This window comes from Pseudomonas sp. B20 (assembly GCF_020515755.1).
GTDB classification, from domain to species: Bacteria; Pseudomonadota; Gammaproteobacteria; order Pseudomonadales; family Pseudomonadaceae; genus Aquipseudomonas; species Aquipseudomonas syringae.
The window spans coordinates 254,148-274,537 of sequence record NZ_JAHPJG010000004.1; the positions used below are offsets into that span (position 1 = coordinate 254,148).

A 20,390-nucleotide genomic window follows, 5' to 3' on the forward strand; every position below is an offset into this window, starting at 1 on the left:
GGATTTTATGCAAAAAATTACCCAAATGCATGTTTGTCGCTACGGTACTGCCACTGCCTGGTACGACCAGACCTTGCTCGACTTCACTGCGCCGGATACGCACGAGGCGGTCAACGCAATTGTCAACCTTGAAAACACCGGTGGCAAAACCTCGTTGCTTTCGTATGTGTTCAGCATCTTCGAGCCGCGCCGGGATCTGTTCATTCAGCACATGCAGAACCCCAACCACCAGTTCAATGACTATTTCGCTAAAGACGGAAAGCCATCTTTCATCATCATCGAATGGTCGATGCCATCACGGCTGCCTGGGGGCAAGGACTACAAGTTGGTCATTGCCCAAGCCGTTGCGACGCGAGATGTCATTGAACGCGGTAATGACGTTGATCGGGTGTTTTTTGCTTTCGAATCCCAGCACGGCATAACTTTTGAAGATATCCCAGCACCCGGCATTAACACGCTTGGCATGCCTGGGGTGAGCACGATGGGAGAGCTCAATCAATGGCTAACCCAAATGTACAGGAAGTGTCCTGAAGACTTTTATCACACTCGCAATCAGCACGATTGGATCACGCATCTTGCCACCACACGGTTGTTGGATCTCGATCTTCTGGTTATGCAACGACAATTCAATGGGCAAGAAGGTGGCCTGGAAAGCGGCTTCCTGACCTTCAAGGATGAAGAGGATCTGGTTCGTAAGCTCATGGCGCTGACGATGGACCCTGAGCGCGCTCAAACGGTACGCAACACCGTGGTGAATGTGGCTGATAAATACCAGAATAAACCTCGCCTTGAAGCGCGGCTTGTTCAGTTGGCCAGAATCCTGTCGTCCATGAAGCCCCTGGGTGAATCTTCTAAAGCGTTTGAGCTTGCACTTGAAACGCGCATCGGGTTGTTACGCCGTGCGTCGGGACTGGCCGCTGTCATGGAGCTGGCTCGTTTAAGTGAAGAAAAGCAGGTCACTAATTTTGGTGACCTGATCGATAACCTCAACTCACGCATTTTGGAAAACCAGGAGCTATTGGCACATCAGCGAGCGTTCACGTTTTCCATGCATGCTTTGCAGCACACGCGCAGTGTGAATCGCACAGCAGCGGCGTTTGAAGCGGCTAAGGTTGGCAGGGACGCGGCTCAATTGCGTCTGAGGCATCTCAAGGGTGCCATTTCGTACAAGAAGATCACCAGCGCTCATGAGCAAGTTCTCATTGAAGAGCAGTCGCTGGCAGAAGAAGTTGAGGGCTTGCGCCCGATCAAGGAAGCGCTCGAAAGACAGGGGGCGCTGCTTCGTGGCGCTATCGATATTCTGCTCAAGCAGAATGACGACAAACACATAGCGCAGAAAAATTTTGAGCTGGAGGCTGCTGAGGCAGTGGCTCAAGCCAAGGCCCAAATTAAAACGTTGAGCTTATCCATCAGGACGCTTCAGCAAGAGGAGGCAAAAGTCGGGGCCGACATCGATAATGCTGAGATTCAACGCACCAGTTTGCTGGACGACGGGGTACTTGACGCGTTCGATCATGACGCCGCTGCTGCGATCGAAAGAATCACGGTAGCCATTGCCCAAGCGCAAAGTCGCCTCGACACGTTGCGCACTGAACGAGCGGACTATCTACAACACGTTGACCGTCTTCGTGATCAGGCGACGCAGCACGGATCGCGTGCCCAAGCGGAAGCGCACATTCAGGAAAATCTGAGCAGAGAAGTCGGTGATGCCAGAACCCTTCAAGAAGATCTTCAGCAAAATCGGTTGCTGTGTTCGGTGGTCGAAGCTGAGCTGTGTGACCCTGACTCTCTGACACTGCTGGGCACCGTTAACGAATTTATCCAATCCATGGACCGTGAAGTGCTGGAGCGGGACATTCGCCTTGCCAACCTGGAGCGCGCCAGGCAGTCCATCGAAGAATCCGAACTTACGGGCCAGAGTGATGACGTCGATCAAGTTGTCAGGCTACTTCGGTCCGCCGGCATTCATTCTGCGCGAGCAACCAATTCCTACATTGCCAAGGTTGTCCCCGATGCTGAAGAGGCTCGTCGACTGGTCGCCTCCGACCCAGCCCGGTTTCTCGGCGTCTGCGTGGCCTCCGAAGAGTGGGAGACGTCATGCAAGATTGTTGCGGGTGCTGACTTATCCCTGAATACCCCGGTGACTGTCGCGCTTGCCACCCTGGATGCGACCGTCGTTGCATTCGACCGGGTTGTGATACCGGCAGAAGACGACTCTGCCTATAACCTAGAGGCCGCGGCCGCCGCGCTGCTCGATTTTGAACAGCGAATCGCTGAAATCTCAGGCACGCGCGACGCACACATTCAGCGCCGCAACGACGCTCGTGATGCAGCCAACAAACTCAAAGATTATCAGGGGCGCTTCGGTGCTGCGCGAATCGCTGAGCTTGAGCAAAAAATTCACACTCACTATGAGGAAGAACAGGCGTTCGCGAGTCTGCAGGCAGGGTGCCTGGAAGAAGCCAGTGAAGTGCTAGAGCGTGCGAAGGGATTTGAAAAGGAGATAGATCCGATTCCAAGTGAAATCGCCAATCAGACCAGTAAGATCCAGCGTCTGGAGCGTTATTCGCACCAGTATGAACAACCGCTTGCGCAATGGAAGCAGCAGTTGGCAACGGTGCAAGCGTCTCGGGAAAAGGCGGAAACAGAAAGTGAAGGCCTTGAGCGACTGATCGATTCGAAAGCGGATATCATCACCCACTCGAAACAATTGCAGTTCGATCTTGTGGGTCGCGCCCAGCAGTTGCTGAATCGCAAAGACCTCACCGAGATTTTCGATCCCAGTCTCGATTATCGAACAGCTCTTGAGTCTGGTTTCGATCTGCAAACACTGATCAAGACCTACGACTCCGACAAAGTCGTATTTGATACTGAGGAATCTCAGCGATTGGGAGTTCGTAAGGTAACCCTTGAGCAATTGCGTAAAACGGAAGCCACGTTTCGCGAAGAATACAGGTCTGAATTTTCCGATCTGCGCGAAGAAGCCGTGGTCAACCTACTCAGTCTCGATCTCGCGAATGAATGTACGGCCCAGATAACGCAGGTCGGTTTGTACGAACAGGTTTTTTTATCATCATCGAACGCACATGCGGTGGCTAGCAGCGACAAAAAGGCCTTCTTCGCCAAGGTCGATCCCCCTCAACCTTCTGATGATGTCTTATCACTCAGTGATGATGAGCTTGCAGAACACATCGTGGTGGTCCAGGGAAATACGGATCAGCTTGAGAAAAATCTGGTTTCCGATCAGAGCGAAGCCGAGAAAGCATCGCAGAGGCGTGCTCAAGGAAAGAAGAACGTCGAGGTGCTGAACAAGCATAAGAAAATGCTCATTTCTGCGGTTCCTCATGAGGCTGCCGCTCCTGAGTTTATTGAGCTTGAAGGTGATGGCGAAGCGCAAGTGATGGAGGTGCTCGACCGCTATAAGCAGCAAAGTGTCGGTCTGGAAGAAGCTCGAAAATTGGCTCAGTCGCACTTCGATGGACTTACAGATGTGGTGAAGTCAAAGGCCGTGCAGGACGTTGATCCGGGCCTTGCCCACGAGCTGTCGAGCAACTCATTTGAAACCACCTGCAGCGATTTTGAGCGACTGATGATGCTGATCGTTGAGCGTACGGATGCCTCTCAGTCTGAGTTGGACGGCATGCTGCCCGACTTTGAGAATTGCGTGGGCGAAGTGCATCAGTTGGTAGAAGAGGGCATGAGTGTCCTGAAGAAAGCTTGCGAGGTCATGGTGCCAAAAGGCGCCCCCTATGTCGGTGGCAAAGTCATCATGAAGATGCGTCACCCGATTACAGGTGTTTCGACGGAAGCCGGGAAGGCTTCTATTCGGCATTACTTGAACACGTTGATCGAGACTAAGGTCATTCCTGAACATGGTGCGGACCTTATCGCGGCCGGCATGATCAACCTTTCCCCACAACGCGCGTTCGGCTTGCAATTATTGCAAATGGAGCAGAATGCCGATCACCAGTACCAGGATGCCGGGCGGCTGAAAAAGTCCGGCGGCCAAGGGGTGGTCATCGCCATGTTCATGTACCTGATGATGAGCCAACTGCGGCGTACCCATCAGGCCGTCACTAAGCGCGGTGGCGGGTGTCCCCTTATTCTTGATAACCCGTTTGCCAAGGTACAGACCCGGGCGTTGATTGATGTCCAGATCATGCTGGCCGAGGCCATTGGTGTGCAGTTGATTTTCTTCACAGCCATGAAGGATGTGAACATCCTTGCCGGCTTTCAGCGAGTGATCCGTCTGCGCAAGGAGGGCGTGAAAAGTGGGCGATCTCACATTCAAATGGCAACTGCAACCTTCAATACTGCGGTGCAAAGAGCAGGTACAAATTGATGAACATTGCTTTTTTTGAAGCGTTGCGCGGCAGCCGTAAAAAGCGCATAGAGCTGCTGAAGTTAAGGAGCCTCTGGATAGAACACCATCCAGAGCTCCAACAGCATCCCAATCGGGATAGGTTACTCATGGAGGCCCTGAGGGCTGGCGATGAGCAAGGAATCCTGAGACTTCCTTCTCCCCGCAGTTTCGAGCGTATTGGCAATCCGGCCATGCCCATGTTTATCACCGTGATTGTTGAAACGATCTCGGTGTTGAAACCAGACTGGACAACCGTTTCCTGGATGCCGGAACTGGGGTTTTGGATGCAATTGACGGAAAGCGAAAAGGTGACGGCCAAGGTCATCAACGAATGGCTCATCCGCCGCAAGGGGCGCTTTATGATGGTGCCGTTGCGTGAGCGATCGCTTGAGATGTTCGGGGATGAGAAATACCTCGATGGCAGGGTGCGATCCAATGCACTTTTTGGCGGCAGGCTTGCTCTGTCAGCGATTGGTGCCAGAAAGGTGGACCTTCCCTTGCCTTACCGACAGCAGCCTGGCAAACCAGGGCGGCCGGTGCTGGTCGTGGAAAACCATCACACGTTCTTCAGCCTTGGCGAATGGAACGACACCGCACATCGCTACGCGGCCGTCGTATATGGCGCGGGCAGCGCCATTACGTCGACGGGTACAGCGCTGGATGAAGTCATCAGGGAGGTTGACGGTGATGGAGCGGAATACTTCGGAGATCTGGACCCCGAGGGTGTTTCAATACCGCTGCGATACAACTCTAAGCATAAGACCCAGCTGTACCCGGCGATCTGGCTCTACCGAAAGCTGCTGACTATTGGTCGCCACAGGCCACTGCCCATCCTTTACGCAGGTGAAAACAAATCGGTTACTTCGTGGATACCTGAACTCGCTCAGGAAGTCCACGATGTGTGGAAGGAGGGCGACTGTCTGCCACAAGAGGGCATAGGGCTTGAGCAACTCTTATCCCAGCCTTATGAACTAGGCTTAAACAAAGCCTCTATCGATAATTTATCTGCAGCCGCTCAGTCGTAGGCTAGCGACAAAATGATCGTTGTGCCGGCTGCGGACAATAGGCATTGGATATCGAAGGCTTCGCGCAGCCATTATTGATCTTGCCTGGTAATGTCGAAGCATTGACGTATCCGGGGCGCTCCATGCACCCCGACCTCGAAGGCGTCAGTATCGATGACTCGCTCTGGTTACTCCTGTCGCTGAATTGCTACGCGGTGACCATTAGGACGCTTGCTTGGCCAAGCGTTGCATGTTGAGCGAGCTCGTCGTCAGACCGGCCCGGTTGAAGCGGTAGCGCATGTACGCCGAGATATCGTCCTCGTGCGACGACACGATCAACTGGCTATGTTTGAGTTCACAGCGGAGCAGGTCGGTCAGAGATGCGATGTTCACCTCGTCTAGAGATTGGGATGGATCGTCGATGAGGATAAGCGGGACTTCTGCGTAGACCTTGTTGAGCGATAGGAAGAAGGCCAGGCTCAGCGCCGACACCTGGCCCGTGCTCATGGACATGACAGCGTCATGCTCAGATTTTTCTGCCGTCAGGAACCTGAGCTGCTTGCCATCTCGGCTCTCGATGAACAACCCAAGGCCGCGTTGGTAGTTCTGGATCAGTCGCCCACTGTAGATGTGGAAGATGAGCTCGATCTCCGAGATGGTCTGATCTGCATACTTCTGCTCCGCTTTCTCCAAGGTAGCGCGCAGCTGGATGACCTTGCCCTTTGCTCTGGTGGCGGCCTCCGTCTCGCGTTGCATTTTCTGCAGTTCTTCAAGGCATTTTTGAAGTCGGCTGCTCTGCGCTTCGTTGGCTTTGATCGTGATGTAGAGTTCTTTTTTTGCCAGATCCTGAGCGTCGAAAATGTAAAAATCCTGCAAGTCCTTGAAGACTGCTTCGATGGTTTGCTGCCAATCGTCAGGGAGCACCACTGTCTCGTCCGTTTTTTTGGCGTGCATCGATTTTCGCAGTTCTTCCAGGCGAGCCTCTGTCACCACTTCGTCGTTGTTGAATGTGAAGGTGATCAGAATGCCTTCGCCCCTGAGCCGTTCCAGGAGCTGCTGGATTGCAGGGAGGCGGGTTTTAACTTTGACCAGTGCCTGATGCAGTGCCTCGTTGTACCCAGGTTTCAGGATCGCTTCGCGCCCCTGAATGAATGTATCAATGGTGCCCAACTCAGTGGTCATCGCAGTGGTCAACGCGACGAGTGCCTTCCCATCCTTTCCTAAGGTGTCAGAGATTTTTTGGGCTCTGACCTCAATCGCTTCGAGCATCGCAACGTGAGTTTTCCAGTCATTCCCGCACAACGGGCAAAACTTGTCGTCCGGATAAAGCTTGGCGTGCTCATCAAGCAACTGCTGCTTCAGTCGGGCCAGTTCGGCAGCGGCGCTGTCATTGGCTGTGTTCTTGACGTTCAGGTCATTACGCGTTTTGATTTGTTCTTCAAACCATTCAAGTCGACCAGCAGCCCAACTTGGCAATGTTCGTGCCTGCTCAGCAGTGATGGCGGAAGCACCTTTCTTGACGATTTTGGCTGCTTTATCGAGCCCGTCGAGCTCCTTTTTGATCTGTTCCAGGTCATCTAGTTTGTTCAAGTCGGTGCCCAGCAGTGCCAAGCTGCTCAGCGACTCCGCGTGCGACTCGATGTCCGCATTGATGGCATCATTCTGAGCTCTGACCCGAATGGCTGCTTTCTGAGGGAGCAGGCCATTTAGCTTGCGAATGGCGTTCGAGAACTGGGTGTGAATCTCTGAGTCGTAGGTGGGGAAGGGATCTTCCTTATCCCAACCCGGCCCAACCTCAACCGTGGACAGCTTTTTGTAATCAATATTTCCCAGATCGGCTTGCACCATCGCGCGCAGGGCTGTGCACTCATTGTTAAGCGTTTCTTCATCAGCTTTGCGTTTTTCGTCCCCTAGGAATTTTGTGAACCTTGTCGAGAGTGAGCGGCAATTTTCAATCTCAGCTGCAACATCGTTGATGTTGAACAGGTTGCCAAGCTGGTCTTTACGCTCGTCTACCCGCGTGTGAAGCAGCTTGTTCTGCCCTTGCTCAAGGTAGTTGAGGAAGGTGAAATTTTCCCGGAAGTTTCTGCCGAAGACTTCGTCTAGAAACTCGTTCTCACGCAGGTTGGGCGGCGTGAAGGCTTTCGATTCGAAATCGGAGAGTTCATACAGCTTGAAGTGCTTGAACTTGTCGGCTCGGTTGTTCGATTTCTTGTCGAACGCTTTTACGGGCGCATGCCGGGCCAGAACCAAGCGTTTGTCCCCATCATGGAATTCGATTTTGATGCTCAGGTCTTTTTGATCGGTGCGCTGGTTCCAGAAGAGGTTGTCGTCATAGTTTGTTTTGAGCTTCGTCATCAATGTCGAAAAAAGATTGTCGATCCGCTTGATCTGACCCGTGAGCAACAGCTCGACAGCATCGAAGATACTGGTTTTTCCGTACCCGTTCGGCCCTTCGAGCGTTAGCAGCGATGAGGTGCCGAGATCCAGATTGACGTGTTTAAAAGCCTTGAAGCGAGAAACTTCAATTCGCGCTATTTTCCATTTCATTGTTCAACAACTCCGTGATCAATTCTTCAGCGTTATTCGAGGTTAATTTCTGGATGATTTTGTAGGTTTCATCAAGGTCTGCTTCGGCTACGGCATCGGCTGCTAGCAGGCGCAAGGAAATAAGCTCACCTCAGGTGAACGGGAGCTCGAGAAAAGGAAGCTTGATGAAGATCTTTGCCGCAACACTGTACTGCGTAGCTGCCAGAGGGTCTTCCTTGTAGCTGCGGAACTGGCTCTTGTCCGAAACAGTGGCGACTAGTTTGTTAAAGGTATAGTCCTGGATGGCATGCTGTTCGGTATCGCTGTAGTAGAGTACATATTTCTTGAAGAAGTGAGGGTCCTCTTCAATCGCGAAAATCTGTTCTTCCTGGTCTTTGAATTCAGCTAGGTGGTTCAGGTGATGAATGCAGATGAGGTCGCAGTTCTTCTTAAACGTCGGGTGGTTCAAGAAGGACTCGGGGGCCGATTGGTTAATAAGAGCATTCAGCTCGGTGGGGCTAGGTAAGTGATCCAGCTTGTGCAAAATCGCAAAGCGGATGGCGGAGCCGGATTCCCGAACGTAGTAGCTCGTAAGATCGGTTTCAGAGTCTTTGGTGAACCCATGAAAAATGAGTGCCTCATCAATAATTTTATTTATCATTCAAACGAGCCTCTGCGTCTTCTTTAGTCACGATGCTTAAGCAAAATGATTTGAGAATGTTGCTGTCAATGTGGTCTCTGACCTGCTGATCGTCAAGGTCGTTGGTGTGCGTGAACTTGGTGTTGATAATGAAAGACTCGGAAGATCTGCTGGGGATGAGGTTGTTGTACTCAAAGAGCAGCTTTAGTAAATCTCCATTGGTATCCATCTCTCCCAGCAGGTCTGCAGTGCAACCCTCGTGATCATCAACGAAGGGCAGGTCGAGGGCCGTCGGAAGATAGAATCGCTTGTCACTGTCCAGATAGTGCGGGAATTGTTTAAAAATCGGCTCAATCGACATATCCTCGATAAGGCCGGAATAACGGCGGATATCTGCTTTTTGTATGCTGGAGAAACGCTCCGATGGCTTTATCAATTGACAAAGCGTCTTCATGTCGCTGGCTTCTGAATCCCGAATGTGTTCGTAGAGCCGACGTGCTCGTCCGTACGAGGCGTCGCTCATACCAGGTAAGGCTTGATCAAGCCTATCTTCCAAATGGCTGTACAGTTTTGCCCTCAGATCTATCGCATAATATTCAGTGTTGTTGTAGGGGGTCTCATTAATAATATCGTCTATTAGACTCCGAGCTGTAATGCGGCTTTCATACGCTGCCTTGTTGGCCTTTTTTCGGTCGACCTGTACCATTCGGTGAATCGCGACTGCTTGTGTGCTTATTTTCTCAGACAGAAGACAGTAGTTGTAGTGCAAGAGTCCGTCGGTTAGCAGGATAGAGTTGCTGCTGCATATATCTTTGATGACAGATTTTGTGAGTCCTTCGATCTCGCCTAGACCACAGTATTTGTTGTTGCCGTACGAGTAGAATTGAACCAGTTCGTTGTTCTTTCCGGTGTAATCATCGGTGTCGTTGAGTTGGACAGATACATGGAAGTAGCGTGACACGCCTTTAGCTCTATCGTATTCAACAGCAGATGATTTTTCCAATGCTTCAATGTACTCGCTTCTGTACGTGCCAATCTTGGCTTTTACTTGATGAGCGCTTACAAGTTCGCCGCTTTTGTAGATGGCGAAATCATCACTGCTATCTAGTTGAAGCTCAAAATTTAGGTCACCCTGATGGATTAACTTGAGGGAGTGGTAGAGTGCAATTTTTCCTTGGTAGACGTAGCCGCTCCACGTAGACACGGCGGTGGCTGGATAGCCTTTGTTCTTGACGTTCACGTTGACTCCCTTCACGGATAGAAATGATGCTCATAACTGGCACAAGGATATCACGATGTAAGTGTCGTTTTGTAAACCGCAGATCGGAGGGTTTTTTTGGGTTTTTTGACGCCAGGAAGCTGTTTGTCTTGTTTTGCTTTAACGTTTAAGCGCGGTGATCTATATGATACTGCGATACGCGAAAAGGGAGGTTTGATGGGCCGGATTTAAAGATAAATTATTAATTGATATGGTGTTTTACCTGTTTTGATCTTCGCCAGAGGCTTGCTACTCCTGCAATCTTTTGAAACCATCTTGCAATGCGCTTGCTCTTATAATTGGCGTGGGCATTCCTTGACTGTGAATTTTGAGCAGATCTGATGGGCGATCAAAAAATCGATCTCTCCGGTCGGCTTTGCGTGAGGGTCAACCTTGTTCACACCGGAGCAGAGTCAAGGAAGGCTGGATGACAACGTAGCTGTCCGGTAGCTCCATCTTGAATATGGTGTAGATATCTCGTTCGCCCTTGCTGTTAGTGTCGCAAGGTCTGTGGTCAAGAATCATCGCCGGCTACTGATTTTACTCAATACCGCAGGTGGGCCTGAGGCGCGTGAGGTCCTCGGGCAGTCCGGGATTGGATAGGGTAATTAGGGTTGCTCGCGAACCTGCATCCAGTCGAAAAAATCTTCGGATGCAAAGCCGACGCTGCAGTTGGCGTCGAACTGCTCGTTGATTCTGATGAGAGTCATCCGCTTAGCTTCTTGTGGTGAGGTCGGGAAGAAAGCTCCACCAGGTTCGCTGTGCATGAAGAAATCGCCGAGCTTTGCTCCGCAGTTTTCGCAGTGATTCATCAGGTAACGGCTGTCTGCCGTTTTGCTGTAGGCCTGCTTGAACTTGTTGGTGAAGTGATGGATCTGCTTCGTGACCAAGGGGGAGAGGCTGTCGACGTTGGAGACCGTTCCGCGATACCCATGGCACTTCCATTCGCCGAGGTTGCTTGTGAGCGCAAAATCTTCGTCCTCATCCTCGTAGTATTCGAATTCTTCGTGTTGCTCGGGCAGCTTGAATGAGAACACGCGGGTCAAATTGGAGCAGCCCCAGCAGTCGGACACCGACTCCATGACGTAGTAGTAAGGCGCTCTCACGCAAAATTCTGGTCCATGCTCCAGGTCCGCGTGCTCTGTTGCCGGCAGCCATTGAGCCAAGGGGCCGATGCCGACACCCTCGGGGATGTACCAAGTCTTCAGGCTCGGGTCCCACTTGGCACCGAGTGATTTTGCTTCATCTTTCTCTGCGAAGGGGACTTTCAGATCAATCCTTGCCATTTCTGTATCCGTACGTATTGGTTATCAGTAAGCGCAGGATCCCATGCTAGAGCCTTCTGGCCTTGTTGGGGACCCCAGAATTCTAGAAAACGAGCGACAAAGCAGGCTGATGGAGGGATGTGCTGCAATAGCCCTCTGGTATGTCTTGGTCACAGGCTGATCCATAACTGCGCTCGATGGTTAGGTCTTCAATCAGGCTGTACGCGTAGCCCGCTACGCGGAAAGTCGCCAGGCCAGTGTGGGAGGAGTGGGATCCTCTCAGGGGCAGACCACCTTGTGAATGGCCCCAACCCTGTTTTGCTTACCAAGAACCGACTACTGACACATCCTTGAGCTTCACGGTGGTCATCTGGCCTTTTTCATCACCCACCGTGATGGTCAGGGGGATTGTTTTCGGGGGGCGCCTGTACCAGTCACAGCATCCCTTTATCACGTCGCCGAGAAATCGGCTTTCCAGGACTTTCCGCCCAAGGTTGTCGGTCAGCACTGGATTCGGATCAAAGAAAAAATCACCAGCCTGTTCGAGCTCCATGGGGGATGGATTCATGGTGTCGAATTTTCGCTGAAAGGACTTGGCTGGTGGGGTGAATGCGTGGTGAGAAGATTTAGCCGTCTCAGGAAAAATCGGGCTCATAAAGTCGATTAGATAGCCGTCGCACGCAACCATCGCGTGGAAGGCGCTGGGGCTGCTATGGGCTTCGCCATCTTCAATTGTTGCGAAGCACATGACCTTCGAGTCTTCGACATCTGTCATCAGACACATTGCGCCCGCGAGGGGGTGAGCCTCCCTCCTATAGTGCTGACGGAGAATTGCAGCGCCCGCCATGCTGAAGTACCAGCAGGCGTGAGCAGTGTCGGCCTGACACGAGTCCAGCACGCTGCGGATGACACGATGAATCCGCAAATAGTCGAGGAGCGGTATTAGCTCAGGCGATTTCTTGCTCATGGTTGTCCTTTTCAATGAGGGTGGCCCGGTCCTCCGGCTTCCACCGGTGCACAGAATCAGTGTCCAAGCTTGTTGTTCAGGTAATGAAAAAGCGTTCTGACCGCATTGACGAACAGGAAGGCTTCTGGCGCCTCAATGAGGTGTTCGTTTGGATGAGCGACGCTTCCGTGGTTGCGGACGGTGTTCAGTGCATCCAGAACAGAGGCGAATGACTGAAGTACTTTGGCAACATCTGTCGTATAAGCACCCAAATTAGTCAATGCCGGGTGATTAGTGCGGAGTGCTTTGAAAGCCTGGGTCAGGGTTGCATCGGGGGAAATTGCAATGCTGGCCGCTGCACATTCTGCCTTCAGGTAGCCGTGCATTGCGGTATGGAGGCGATCCACGGCGCTCTGTGCACCATTCGTCTCGATGAGTTGATCAGCGTCCGTAAGCGCCCGCCGTACAACCTCAGAAGCGCTTAACGAGGGCGCAACTGCTCGGACGTGACCGACGCTGATTCCTAATTGATGGAGATGGCTCGGCACGGATATTTCTAAAAGGGGCAGTACCTTCGGATGCTCAATCAGTAGCGCCAGTGCCTGGCCGTTGTGATGCTGTAAACGGGTGATCACTTCAAACACGCAGTCAGTGTAATCCGGGTCTCCCCAGTCGAGGCTCCGCAAAAGCCGCTTGTGGCCGGTGATGTAGGCGTGCTGGCCTGTGAGGTGCCCAACCTCATTCCAATCGGATTTGGAGAACGTCTCGGTGATCGCTCGCTGTACGGCGACGATCAGGGGGCCATTCCAAGATGGGTCATGGAGCAAATACTCATTCATACGAAAATCCTTTTCACTATGTCCGCAGTGCTGTGGGGCCACTGACCGAAAGCCTGCGATTGGTGCAGGCTCGATTTCTCCACCTGTTCCAGCCTTGATGGTGACTCATCGATTTGCAAGCAGTCGCCAACGTGCTCGGTAGCGAATCCATTCCCGAACGATGAACCCCAAGGTGGGTAGGGTGTCCAGCAGGGTACAACGTGACTATCGATTCGGGAATTCCCGCCTGTTCTGGTTTGATCGGAGCTGTATCATTGATAGGTTGGTGGATGAGAGGACACGGGTGCACCCAGTGCCCGCGATCAGCTTGGCTGAGTTCTCAAGAATAACTGCTTTCAACCGATCGGACGGCCGGCGATAGCTGGACGTGCATTTATACTCCGCTGTTCAAGGCGTCGACTTTCCAGAGCGCCGATGCAAAAAGGCCAGTGTTCACTACATGAATTCGAAAAATCAGGACGACGGCCTTGGAGTCCATCTCAAGGATCGGCTCGTGAACCAACCTAAGGTCTACGAACCGGGGGATACGACGGTGTTCGTGCCAGTCGGTCGATATTCAACCACCCTCGGCTGGTGTTTCCTTCCTTGGAAAGGTATCACCGGAGCATACAAGTGGGGCTTCAAAGCGCAGCCAGGAATCAGCGACTATTTCTCAGCCTTGATTGGTTTGCAGAAAGCTTCAGTAGCAGATGAAAAACAGGTCTTCATCGTCGGGAGCGTAGGAGAGGAAGAGTCGGAAACCCAGTGGAAGGCTCGTTGGCGAGATGGGGGCGCTCGTCCGAACCAACTCAAGGCCAGGCGGGGATGGCTTGAAGTTTCGGTGGACGAACTCGAGTCTCTTGGTCAGGCTCATTCAAAAGGAGCTTTACTGGTTCCAAGGGCGCTCATGACAACAAGCTTCGGCGGGAGCGAACATTTCACTGATCGTTCGATGCGGACTCGAAATTTTCAAAGCTCTTTCAGTTTTGCTACCTCCGCACTCTGGGGTGGGCGCTGCGCCATCACGGGCTCTACGTTGGCGCTTGAGGCCGCACATCTGAAGCCGGTTTCGATTTGCGAGGATGACGACCCAGCCTTGAATGATCCTTACAACGGCATCGTCCTTACTGCCTCGTTGCACCGACTGATGGACGCCGGCATCTTTGGCTTTGATCGTAGTGGGAATGTGGTCGTCGACCCCGAACTGAGCCAAAAAGAGAGAGCTATTCATCAGTTGATGGGAGGGCGTAGCGTCAGTTTTCATCCGGAAGCGATGAAATATGTCGCGTATCGCCTCAAGCGTACCAGGTAACCCCATGCGATTAAGCCAATACTTGACTGAATATGATGAAGACCTCAGTGGCGACAGCCAGATCGACCCGCTGGGGGTATTGATCATCTGGTCTGCATTTGGCCAGGAGATTTTTCGCAACCGGGTCAACTCGGTTTCCAACGATGTACGTAACTACACGCTCAATCTGCTGCATCATACTGTGATCAAGGACTTGTTGGACGATGTTGATACCCACCTGAGCAAAGCGCTGGACGAGCAGTCTGGTGGGCGGCATTGCCTGGCGCTGCGCCAGGCTTGTCTGGTCTACCTGGAGAACATTTTCACCTATGCCGTGGTGACTGCGGCGCCCGACACCCGCGTTGACAGCCAAGGCGTGCTGGGTGCCAGCAAAGCCCGTACACGCCTTGAGGTCGACAGCAACCCGTTTCTGCGCTTCACCCATGAAACTGCCGGGCACCTGTTGGTACGCCAGTTAGGCTTGGGGGTGAGTGGGCGCTACAAGACGCCATTCATGCAAATAGGCTTCTTCAACGATCGCTACAACTACCATCACAGTCAAGAGGCCGCGCTGCTGTGGGTGCAAGTTAAGGCAATGATTCAAGCTCATGCTCCGTTTCGCGTGTTGTTCCAAGAAGCACGCATGCATTTGCAGGGGCTTTTCCGGCGCTTCAAAGCAGGTGACGGCTGTGCGCTCAAACACGTACCTGACAGCCTGATCGAGGCCTACCAAAGAGCATTGCCGAACTCGGCGCAAGTAGGCGCTGACACGCGCGATTTCTGGCTGGCCTTGACCGGCCTCGACACCGGCGCTGCGGGCGAGCTGCTGCGGGTGCTGGATGATCAGGCACAACACCATCCAGACAGCCACATGCCGATCCAGCAGTTGTTTTCCCTGGCCGAAAAAAACTGCAGCGACGCACTTGAGCGGCGCAAGCTTGTGCACGTGCAGCAGGTCGAACCACTGCTTGCGCAGGCAGATCTGCTGTTTACCCTGGCCTGCCATGGCCGGCACCAGAGTCTCGGAGAAATCGAGTCGCTCTGGCGGGGGCTGGGACGGGATGCCGGTACCCTGCCGGCTGCCGCCGCGCGTATCGACGCGCATTCAGAACTGCTCGACATTCCTTCGCACACCGGCCGCCGGCGGCTGGAGCGGCTCCTGCGCTTGGCGCGTCAGGAGCGCTTCAGCGACCAGCTCCGCGATCTGGTGGACTACCACGCGGCGGTGATGCGCGGGCGTGGTCAGTTGCCATGGGTGCAAATCGAGCAGGCCGAAAAGGTCAAGCTCAATGCGCGCACCAAGGCGTTGCCAGAGGCGCAAGATACGCCCATGCATCGCTGGGTGAACACGTACTACATTCACCAATTCAACAACCTGGTGACCGGTTATCGGGGAGGCCAGGCATGAAACTGCATTCAGCGTTCGCCGAGCAGGTGAAGGCCTGCGGCCAGTTGCGCAGGGTTTGGCTCACCAGTTTCAACATCGATATCGAATTTATTGAAACCTATGTGTTGCCGACGGTATTGGGCGCCGAGATTCCCCGCACGCGCATGGAGTACGAGGCGCTTCAGTTGGCCCTGACTGAGCAGGGAATCGATCTGAGGGTCTTTTGTGATCGGCGTTTCATCGGTGCCGACCAGAACAAGCGCACGGCGCTCCAGGTGCACGGTGTCTGTACTGCGCAAAAACCGGGATGGAGCTACCCAGGCGTTGACGCAGACAGCCTGTTGCATGCGAAGGTGATCTACCTGGAAGGTGCCCAGGGGCGCGTGCTCGGCGCGGGCAGTGCCAACCTCACGCTCAGCGGGTGGGCGCGTAATCAGGAGGTATTCCACTTCCAGCCGATCGACGCGTTTTCGCTTTATCAATCCGTCAAAGTGTTCTTCCAGGCTCTGTTTAACAATGTGGGTACACCGTGCCCCTTGGAGAACAGGCGCAGTAGCTCGTTCGCCAGCGCTGAGTCATCCGTGCAGTTCTGTCACAGTTTTCAGAGGCAACCGTTTCTGGCGCAATTGCTGGGCGAGCGTGCTTGCCATCACCTGGCCGTCTGGTCCGCTTATCTACCCAAGGATCTGGCACAGTTTGTCAGCCACCTTAAGCGCAGCTACGAGCAGCCGCGCATGAAGGTCAGTCTGGTGCCTGATCGGCTCGATGGGCAGTTCCTGCGCACCGGTTGGACCGAGGCGCTTGGATATCTTCTCGCCAACGATGAGTTGCGCTTGCGGCACAACCCGAGCACGGTCGATGACCGCTCGCCGATGACCCATGCCAAGCTTTGGAAAACCTCCACCCACCTGGCCATCGGCTCATGGAATTTCACCCGGGCGGGAAGTAACTCGCTGCTCGACTCACGGGGCAAGCGGTTACCCGGCAACAACATCGAGGCGGGGTTCATCCTGGCGAACAACAGTGCCGTGGAAAGCGTCCTCGGCCCCGCGATGGACACCAGCCCGGCGTCGTTCTTGAGCGCTGAAGCATTGCAGGCGCAAGCGTTGCAAATCCCGCAGAACCTTCCCTTCGACATCGTGGTGGCGTTCGACTGGGCAGAGCAGGTGTACCAACTGCGCGGCCAATGGCATACAGCGGAAGAACCGGACCAAGGGTATCGGATCAAACTGCCGGACATCGACGTTGCAATCGCGCTTGGCTGGAAACCCCGCAGCCGCGAACTGCGAGAGTGCAAGGTGCCGGTGGCGAACGCGCACGCGCTGTTGTCCGATCACAGCTTCCAGGTGCTCAAGGACGGCCGGGTATGCTTCGTGGGCATGTTGCTGGAGACTACCCCCGAGTTCCGTCGCGCGCAGCGTTACGACGACCTACTTGGGCTGGTCGACGCCATGGCGCAGATCGACATTGTGCCCAACCAGGACGATGTCGGTTTCCGTGTACGCGAATCAGAGACGGGTGAGCTACAGGTCGATGGTGGGAGCGTCGACGAAGACGCTGGATCAAGCGAGCAAGACGGCTCAGCCCCTGCACACATCAGCTACTTCCGGCTATTCACGGCGAGCTACCAGTTTGCGGCCCGGTTGCATGGGCTTGAACGGTTGTCGGCGCTCGAACAGTGGGTATTCATGCGACCGGGATGCCTGCAGGAATGGGTAGACAAGACCCGTCAGCGCCTCAGCGGGTCTACGCCCAATGTCTTCGACTGGTTCCTGGCCCAGGAGGTTAACGGGCTCTGCAAGCTGGCGTTGGCGCTTCGTCATCGCCTGCCCAAGGGTGACCGCAAAATTGCCTTGTCGCGTTGGCACACGCTGAAGGTCGATATGCCGCCGTTACCAGCCGAGGCCAACGATGATTATCGGCAAACGCTCGAGCAGGAATTTGGCAGATTGGAAAGCAAGTGGGGTGGGGCATGAGTCGATTTGAAGAGAGCGTGCTGACCCCTGAATCCGTGTCGCAGTGGATCAACTTCAAAGGGCGCAAGGATCCTGGCTGGCGCTATCTGGCAGATGATCGCCAGTCCATGGCAGCCAAGCAGACCGAAGGGGTCGCCTACCTGTGGAACCTGTTGGCAGCGGACAAGGTGGCGCTGCTGGCGGATGAAGTTGGCATGGGCAAGACTTTCCAGGCGCTGGGTGTGGCGGCATGGCTGTGGAAAAACAAGCCTGATGCCAAGGTGCTGGTGATGGCGCCCAACCGACATTTGTGCGGGCATTGGCGCAGGGAGTTCGAAGGCTTCGTTCGCGGGCACATTCGCCAAACCGATGGCAGGGTCAAGACCGCCGATGGTATGCCGGTACCTACGGTCTGTGAGCGCTACAAGCTGGAAGACCTGGTGCAGGCGGTGCAAAACGATGAAGGGCAGTTTTACCTCACCACTGTCTACGCGCTCAGTGGCTTGCTCGACCCCGAGCGGCGCGCTGAAGGTGCTCAGGGGGCAGGCAGGATCGCTGCCGATTTTCATCAGCAGTTGAAGCAGCACCTGGGCCCCTCGGGGTTTGACCTAATCATCGTCGATGAGGCGCATTACCTGCGCAACGTGTCGGGTGGATCGCAGCGCGTGAGTGCCGCAAGGGCACTGTTTGGCAACGCTGGCAGCCGCCTGGGCGCCTGGAACCTTCTGCTCACCGCGACGCCCAGCCATACCCGGCTGGACGATGTGCAGAACATCCTGGGTTATTTCACCCGGATCGATCGTGACGCTGGCCTTGAAGCCATGAACGGTGCCGAACACACTCGCCATTTGCTGCAACGGCACGCCTTGCGGCGTTTGCGACTGATGGAGGGGCAGGGCGGTTTGTATGGCAAGCGGCATTACCGCCACGAAAAAGCTGTTCCTGCAAGCTTCGATGGGCGCCCGAATGCCGAGATGTTCTTTGCCCTGTATCAGAAGCGGTTGGTGGCCGACCTGGGCCGGCAGAAGGAGAACAAGAGCCTTACCTATGGCTACCTGGAAGGATTCGAGTCTTTTGGCTGGAAACCGCAGATCGGCGTTGGCGGCGATGCAGATTATCAGGACGCGGTCGAAGATCGGGTGGTCGAGGATTTCACCAAGGCCACCGATACCGAACTGTTGCGTGACCTCACCCGCAGCTATCACGATCAGTTTCACACCTTTCCCGATCATCCCAAGTACGGCTTGCTGATAGACCAGTGCGTGCCCACGGCAGTGGGTGACCTCTGCACCGCGCTCGAAGACTTGAAACACCTGATTTTCGTTCGGCGTATTTCCTCTGTCCGCGAGTTGACCCAGCGCATCAACGAGCGCTATGACGAGCTGTTGGCCGGCATAATTGTCAATGCATGGGGCAAGCAAGCGGACGATCCTGCAGTCAAGCACTGGCGCGATCAGGGTTGGTCGCGCGATGGCTATACCCAGTTTCTTAAAGGCGTGAAGCATTCGTTTGCCGAAGTGGACGCGCACGAGGAGGCAGAGCAAGACGAGGGAGAGGGAGAGGGCACGCAACTGGCGTCGCGGATTGCCGAGCTGTTCGTGGTCAAGAAAGGCGCTGGTGGGCAAACCGATTGTGCCAATGTGCGCCTGCGCTTCAGCAAACCGGAAAGCGTCTTTGCACTGTTCCTGGAACCGGCATCGGACTACTTGATTGGCGGTTACACCGCGTTCTACGCCAAGACGGAGACCGGCCGGGTTGATTATGCCAATGCTGCCAAGTATGTGCGTTTGCACGGTTGGGACGGGCCGCAGATCCACGATACCGCTGCCCGCAAGCGCGGTGCGCCGCACGACCACCTGGAGCATCCGCTGCACAGCGTTTGGTCGCTGTTGGTACCGCGCTTGCCGCAGACCCTGTATCGCAAGCTCGAAGGCTGGGCGCGCGACAACAAGGCGATCGCGGAAAACTTCGCGAACTACATCAAGGCCGGGTTTCTTTATGCGAGTTCTGTCGTCGTCGAGCTTTATGCCTGGTTTGTCGAATACTGGCAGCAGACCCATGAGCGTGAAGCGCAGCGTGCGTACCGTGGTTTTCAAGAGTGGGTAAGCGCACGTGTCGATGACTCGTTGATGCTGCGCTATTTCATCGCAGCGTTGGAGACGTTCGACACGCTGTGCGGCAAGATCATCGATCATGGTTTAGAGCAGTGGGACGAGGAGTGGCGCAGCCTCAAGCGCCTCACCAGCCCATGCTGGTATGCCTGTGGCGACAACAGCGAAGGGCGCCCGCGCCTCATCCTGGGCTTCAATAGTCCGTTCTATCCCAACGTGCTGGTCTCCACTTCGGTACTCCAGGAAGGGGTCAACCTGCATTTGCAGTGCCACCAGATCCATCATTACGGCCTGGCCGGCTCACCCGGTGACAATGAGCAACGCGTGGGGAGGCTGGATCGCCTGTTTGGCTGCGTGAACCAGCGGCTGCAGCGGTCAGGCAACGCAGAGTTGAGCATTTACTATCCGTTTTTGCAGGGATCGGTCGATGAAGACCAGGTTGCTTCGTTCATAGAGCGCAAGCATCAGGTGGAAGAGCAAATGGATGCGTGCGTGCAGGTGCACTTCGATAAACAGCTAAGGATCAGTGACGCTCAACAGTGGCGTAGGTTCCTGCGCAAACCAGTGCCCATCAGCGACGAGCCTCTGCAGGATCCGTATGGCGCTGTGTTTCCTGCGCCGGGCCGACAGTGTTTGCTACCCCAAATGGCACATGCACCATCGGCAGATCATCCGCTGGAGACAGCAGTTGACTGCGTTGATCGTCGAAGAACACGTGGGGCTTGAGGATCGACAGTACCTTCATGATCCGCAGCCTGAGTTGCAATAGTTGATGTTGGCGAAGCGGGCTGTATATTAATTGAGCGCCATCGAGCCTTGCGCA

The 20,390-nt window shown here is 54.4% G+C and carries 12 protein-coding genes and 2 pseudogenes; 6 read left to right on the top strand and 8 right to left on the bottom strand.

Translation table 11 applies throughout. From position 1 onward, the window contains the following. Nucleotides 1–7 precede the first annotated feature (7 nt). Nucleotides 8–4,342 carry a hypothetical protein gene (locus tag LIX91_RS06220; protein WP_226488156.1) on the top strand — a complete coding sequence of 1,445 codons (4,335 nt, stop codon included), beginning with the start codon at nt 8–10 and terminating at the stop codon, nt 4,340–4,342. Continuing rightward, nucleotides 4,342–5,388 carry a Wadjet anti-phage system protein JetD domain-containing protein gene (locus LIX91_RS06225; protein WP_226488157.1) on the top strand — a complete coding sequence of 349 codons (1,047 nt, stop codon included), beginning with the start codon at nt 4,342–4,344 and terminating at the stop codon, nt 5,386–5,388. The genes LIX91_RS06220 and LIX91_RS06225 overlap by 1 nt, the downstream gene beginning before the upstream one ends. 201 nt (nt 5,389–5,589) lie before the next feature. Here LIX91_RS06225 and LIX91_RS06230 read toward each other — a convergent pair whose 3' ends face one another. The 7 genes from LIX91_RS06230 to LIX91_RS06260 all read right to left on the bottom strand — a co-directional run bounded on the left by LIX91_RS06230 (nt 5,590) and on the right by LIX91_RS06260 (nt 12,844). Further along, complete coding sequence (locus tag LIX91_RS06230; RefSeq protein WP_226488158.1) at nt 5,590–7,917, bottom strand: AAA family ATPase; 2,328 nt, start codon at nt 7,915–7,917, stop codon at nt 5,590–5,592. Beyond that, nucleotides 7,892–8,032, bottom strand: coding sequence for a hypothetical protein (locus LIX91_RS06235; protein WP_226488159.1), 141 nt, complete (start codon nt 8,030–8,032; stop codon nt 7,892–7,894). The genes LIX91_RS06230 and LIX91_RS06235 overlap by 26 nt, the downstream gene beginning before the upstream one ends. Before the next feature lie 15 nt (nt 8,033–8,047). Beyond that, the gene (locus tag LIX91_RS06240) at nt 8,048–8,557 is read right to left on the bottom strand and encodes an ABC-three component system middle component 1 (protein ID WP_226488160.1); all 510 of its coding nucleotides are present in this window, start codon (nt 8,555–8,557) and stop codon (nt 8,048–8,050) included. Further along, a complete protein-coding gene (locus tag LIX91_RS06245; protein ID WP_226488161.1) occupies nt 8,547–9,776 on the bottom strand; it encodes an ABC-three component system protein in 1,230 nt (409 codons plus the stop codon). The genes LIX91_RS06240 and LIX91_RS06245 overlap by 11 nt, the downstream gene beginning before the upstream one ends. Nucleotides 9,777–10,402: 626 nt before the next feature. Continuing rightward, nucleotides 10,403–11,080, bottom strand: coding sequence for a DUF5710 domain-containing protein (locus tag LIX91_RS06250; RefSeq protein ID WP_226488162.1), 678 nt, complete (start codon nt 11,078–11,080; stop codon nt 10,403–10,405). A gap of 301 nt (nt 11,081–11,381) precedes the next feature. Beyond that, nucleotides 11,382–12,026, bottom strand: a complete 645-nt coding sequence (locus tag LIX91_RS06255; RefSeq protein ID WP_226488163.1) for a DUF2026 family protein — start codon at nt 12,024–12,026, stop codon at nt 11,382–11,384. A gap of 56 nt (nt 12,027–12,082) precedes the next feature. Beyond that, the gene (locus LIX91_RS06260; protein WP_226488164.1) at nt 12,083–12,844 is read right to left on the bottom strand and encodes an abortive infection family protein; all 762 of its coding nucleotides are present in this window, start codon (nt 12,842–12,844) and stop codon (nt 12,083–12,085) included. Nucleotides 12,845–13,337: 493 nt separating this feature from the next. Here LIX91_RS06260 and LIX91_RS06265 point away from each other — a divergent pair, with 493 nt between their 5' ends. The 4 genes and pseudogenes from LIX91_RS06265 to LIX91_RS06280 all read left to right on the top strand — a co-directional run. Then, the gene (locus LIX91_RS06265; RefSeq protein WP_226488165.1) at nt 13,338–14,135 is read left to right on the top strand and encodes an HNH endonuclease; all 798 of its coding nucleotides are present in this window, start codon (nt 13,338–13,340) and stop codon (nt 14,133–14,135) included. Between the two features lie 22 nt (nt 14,136–14,157). Continuing rightward, nucleotides 14,158–15,522 carry a hypothetical protein gene (locus tag LIX91_RS06270; protein ID WP_226488166.1) on the top strand — a complete coding sequence of 455 codons (1,365 nt, stop codon included), beginning with the start codon at nt 14,158–14,160 and terminating at the stop codon, nt 15,520–15,522. Continuing rightward, nucleotides 15,519–17,477 (top strand): hypothetical protein, encoded by a 1,959-nt coding sequence (locus tag LIX91_RS06275; RefSeq protein WP_226488167.1) that lies wholly within the window; start codon nt 15,519–15,521, stop codon nt 17,475–17,477. The genes LIX91_RS06270 and LIX91_RS06275 overlap by 4 nt, the downstream gene beginning before the upstream one ends. Nucleotides 17,478–17,584: 107 nt before the next feature. Continuing rightward, nucleotides 17,585–18,223 (top strand): annotated as a pseudogene (locus LIX91_RS06280) (DEAD/DEAH box helicase family protein); the annotation flags it as partial. A gap of 1,915 nt (nt 18,224–20,138) precedes the next feature. Here the strand turns inward: LIX91_RS06280 and LIX91_RS06285 are convergent. Further along, nucleotides 20,139–20,309: pseudogene (locus tag LIX91_RS06285) on the bottom strand (5'-nucleotidase); the annotation flags it as partial. Nucleotides 20,310–20,390: the final 81 nt, after the last annotated feature.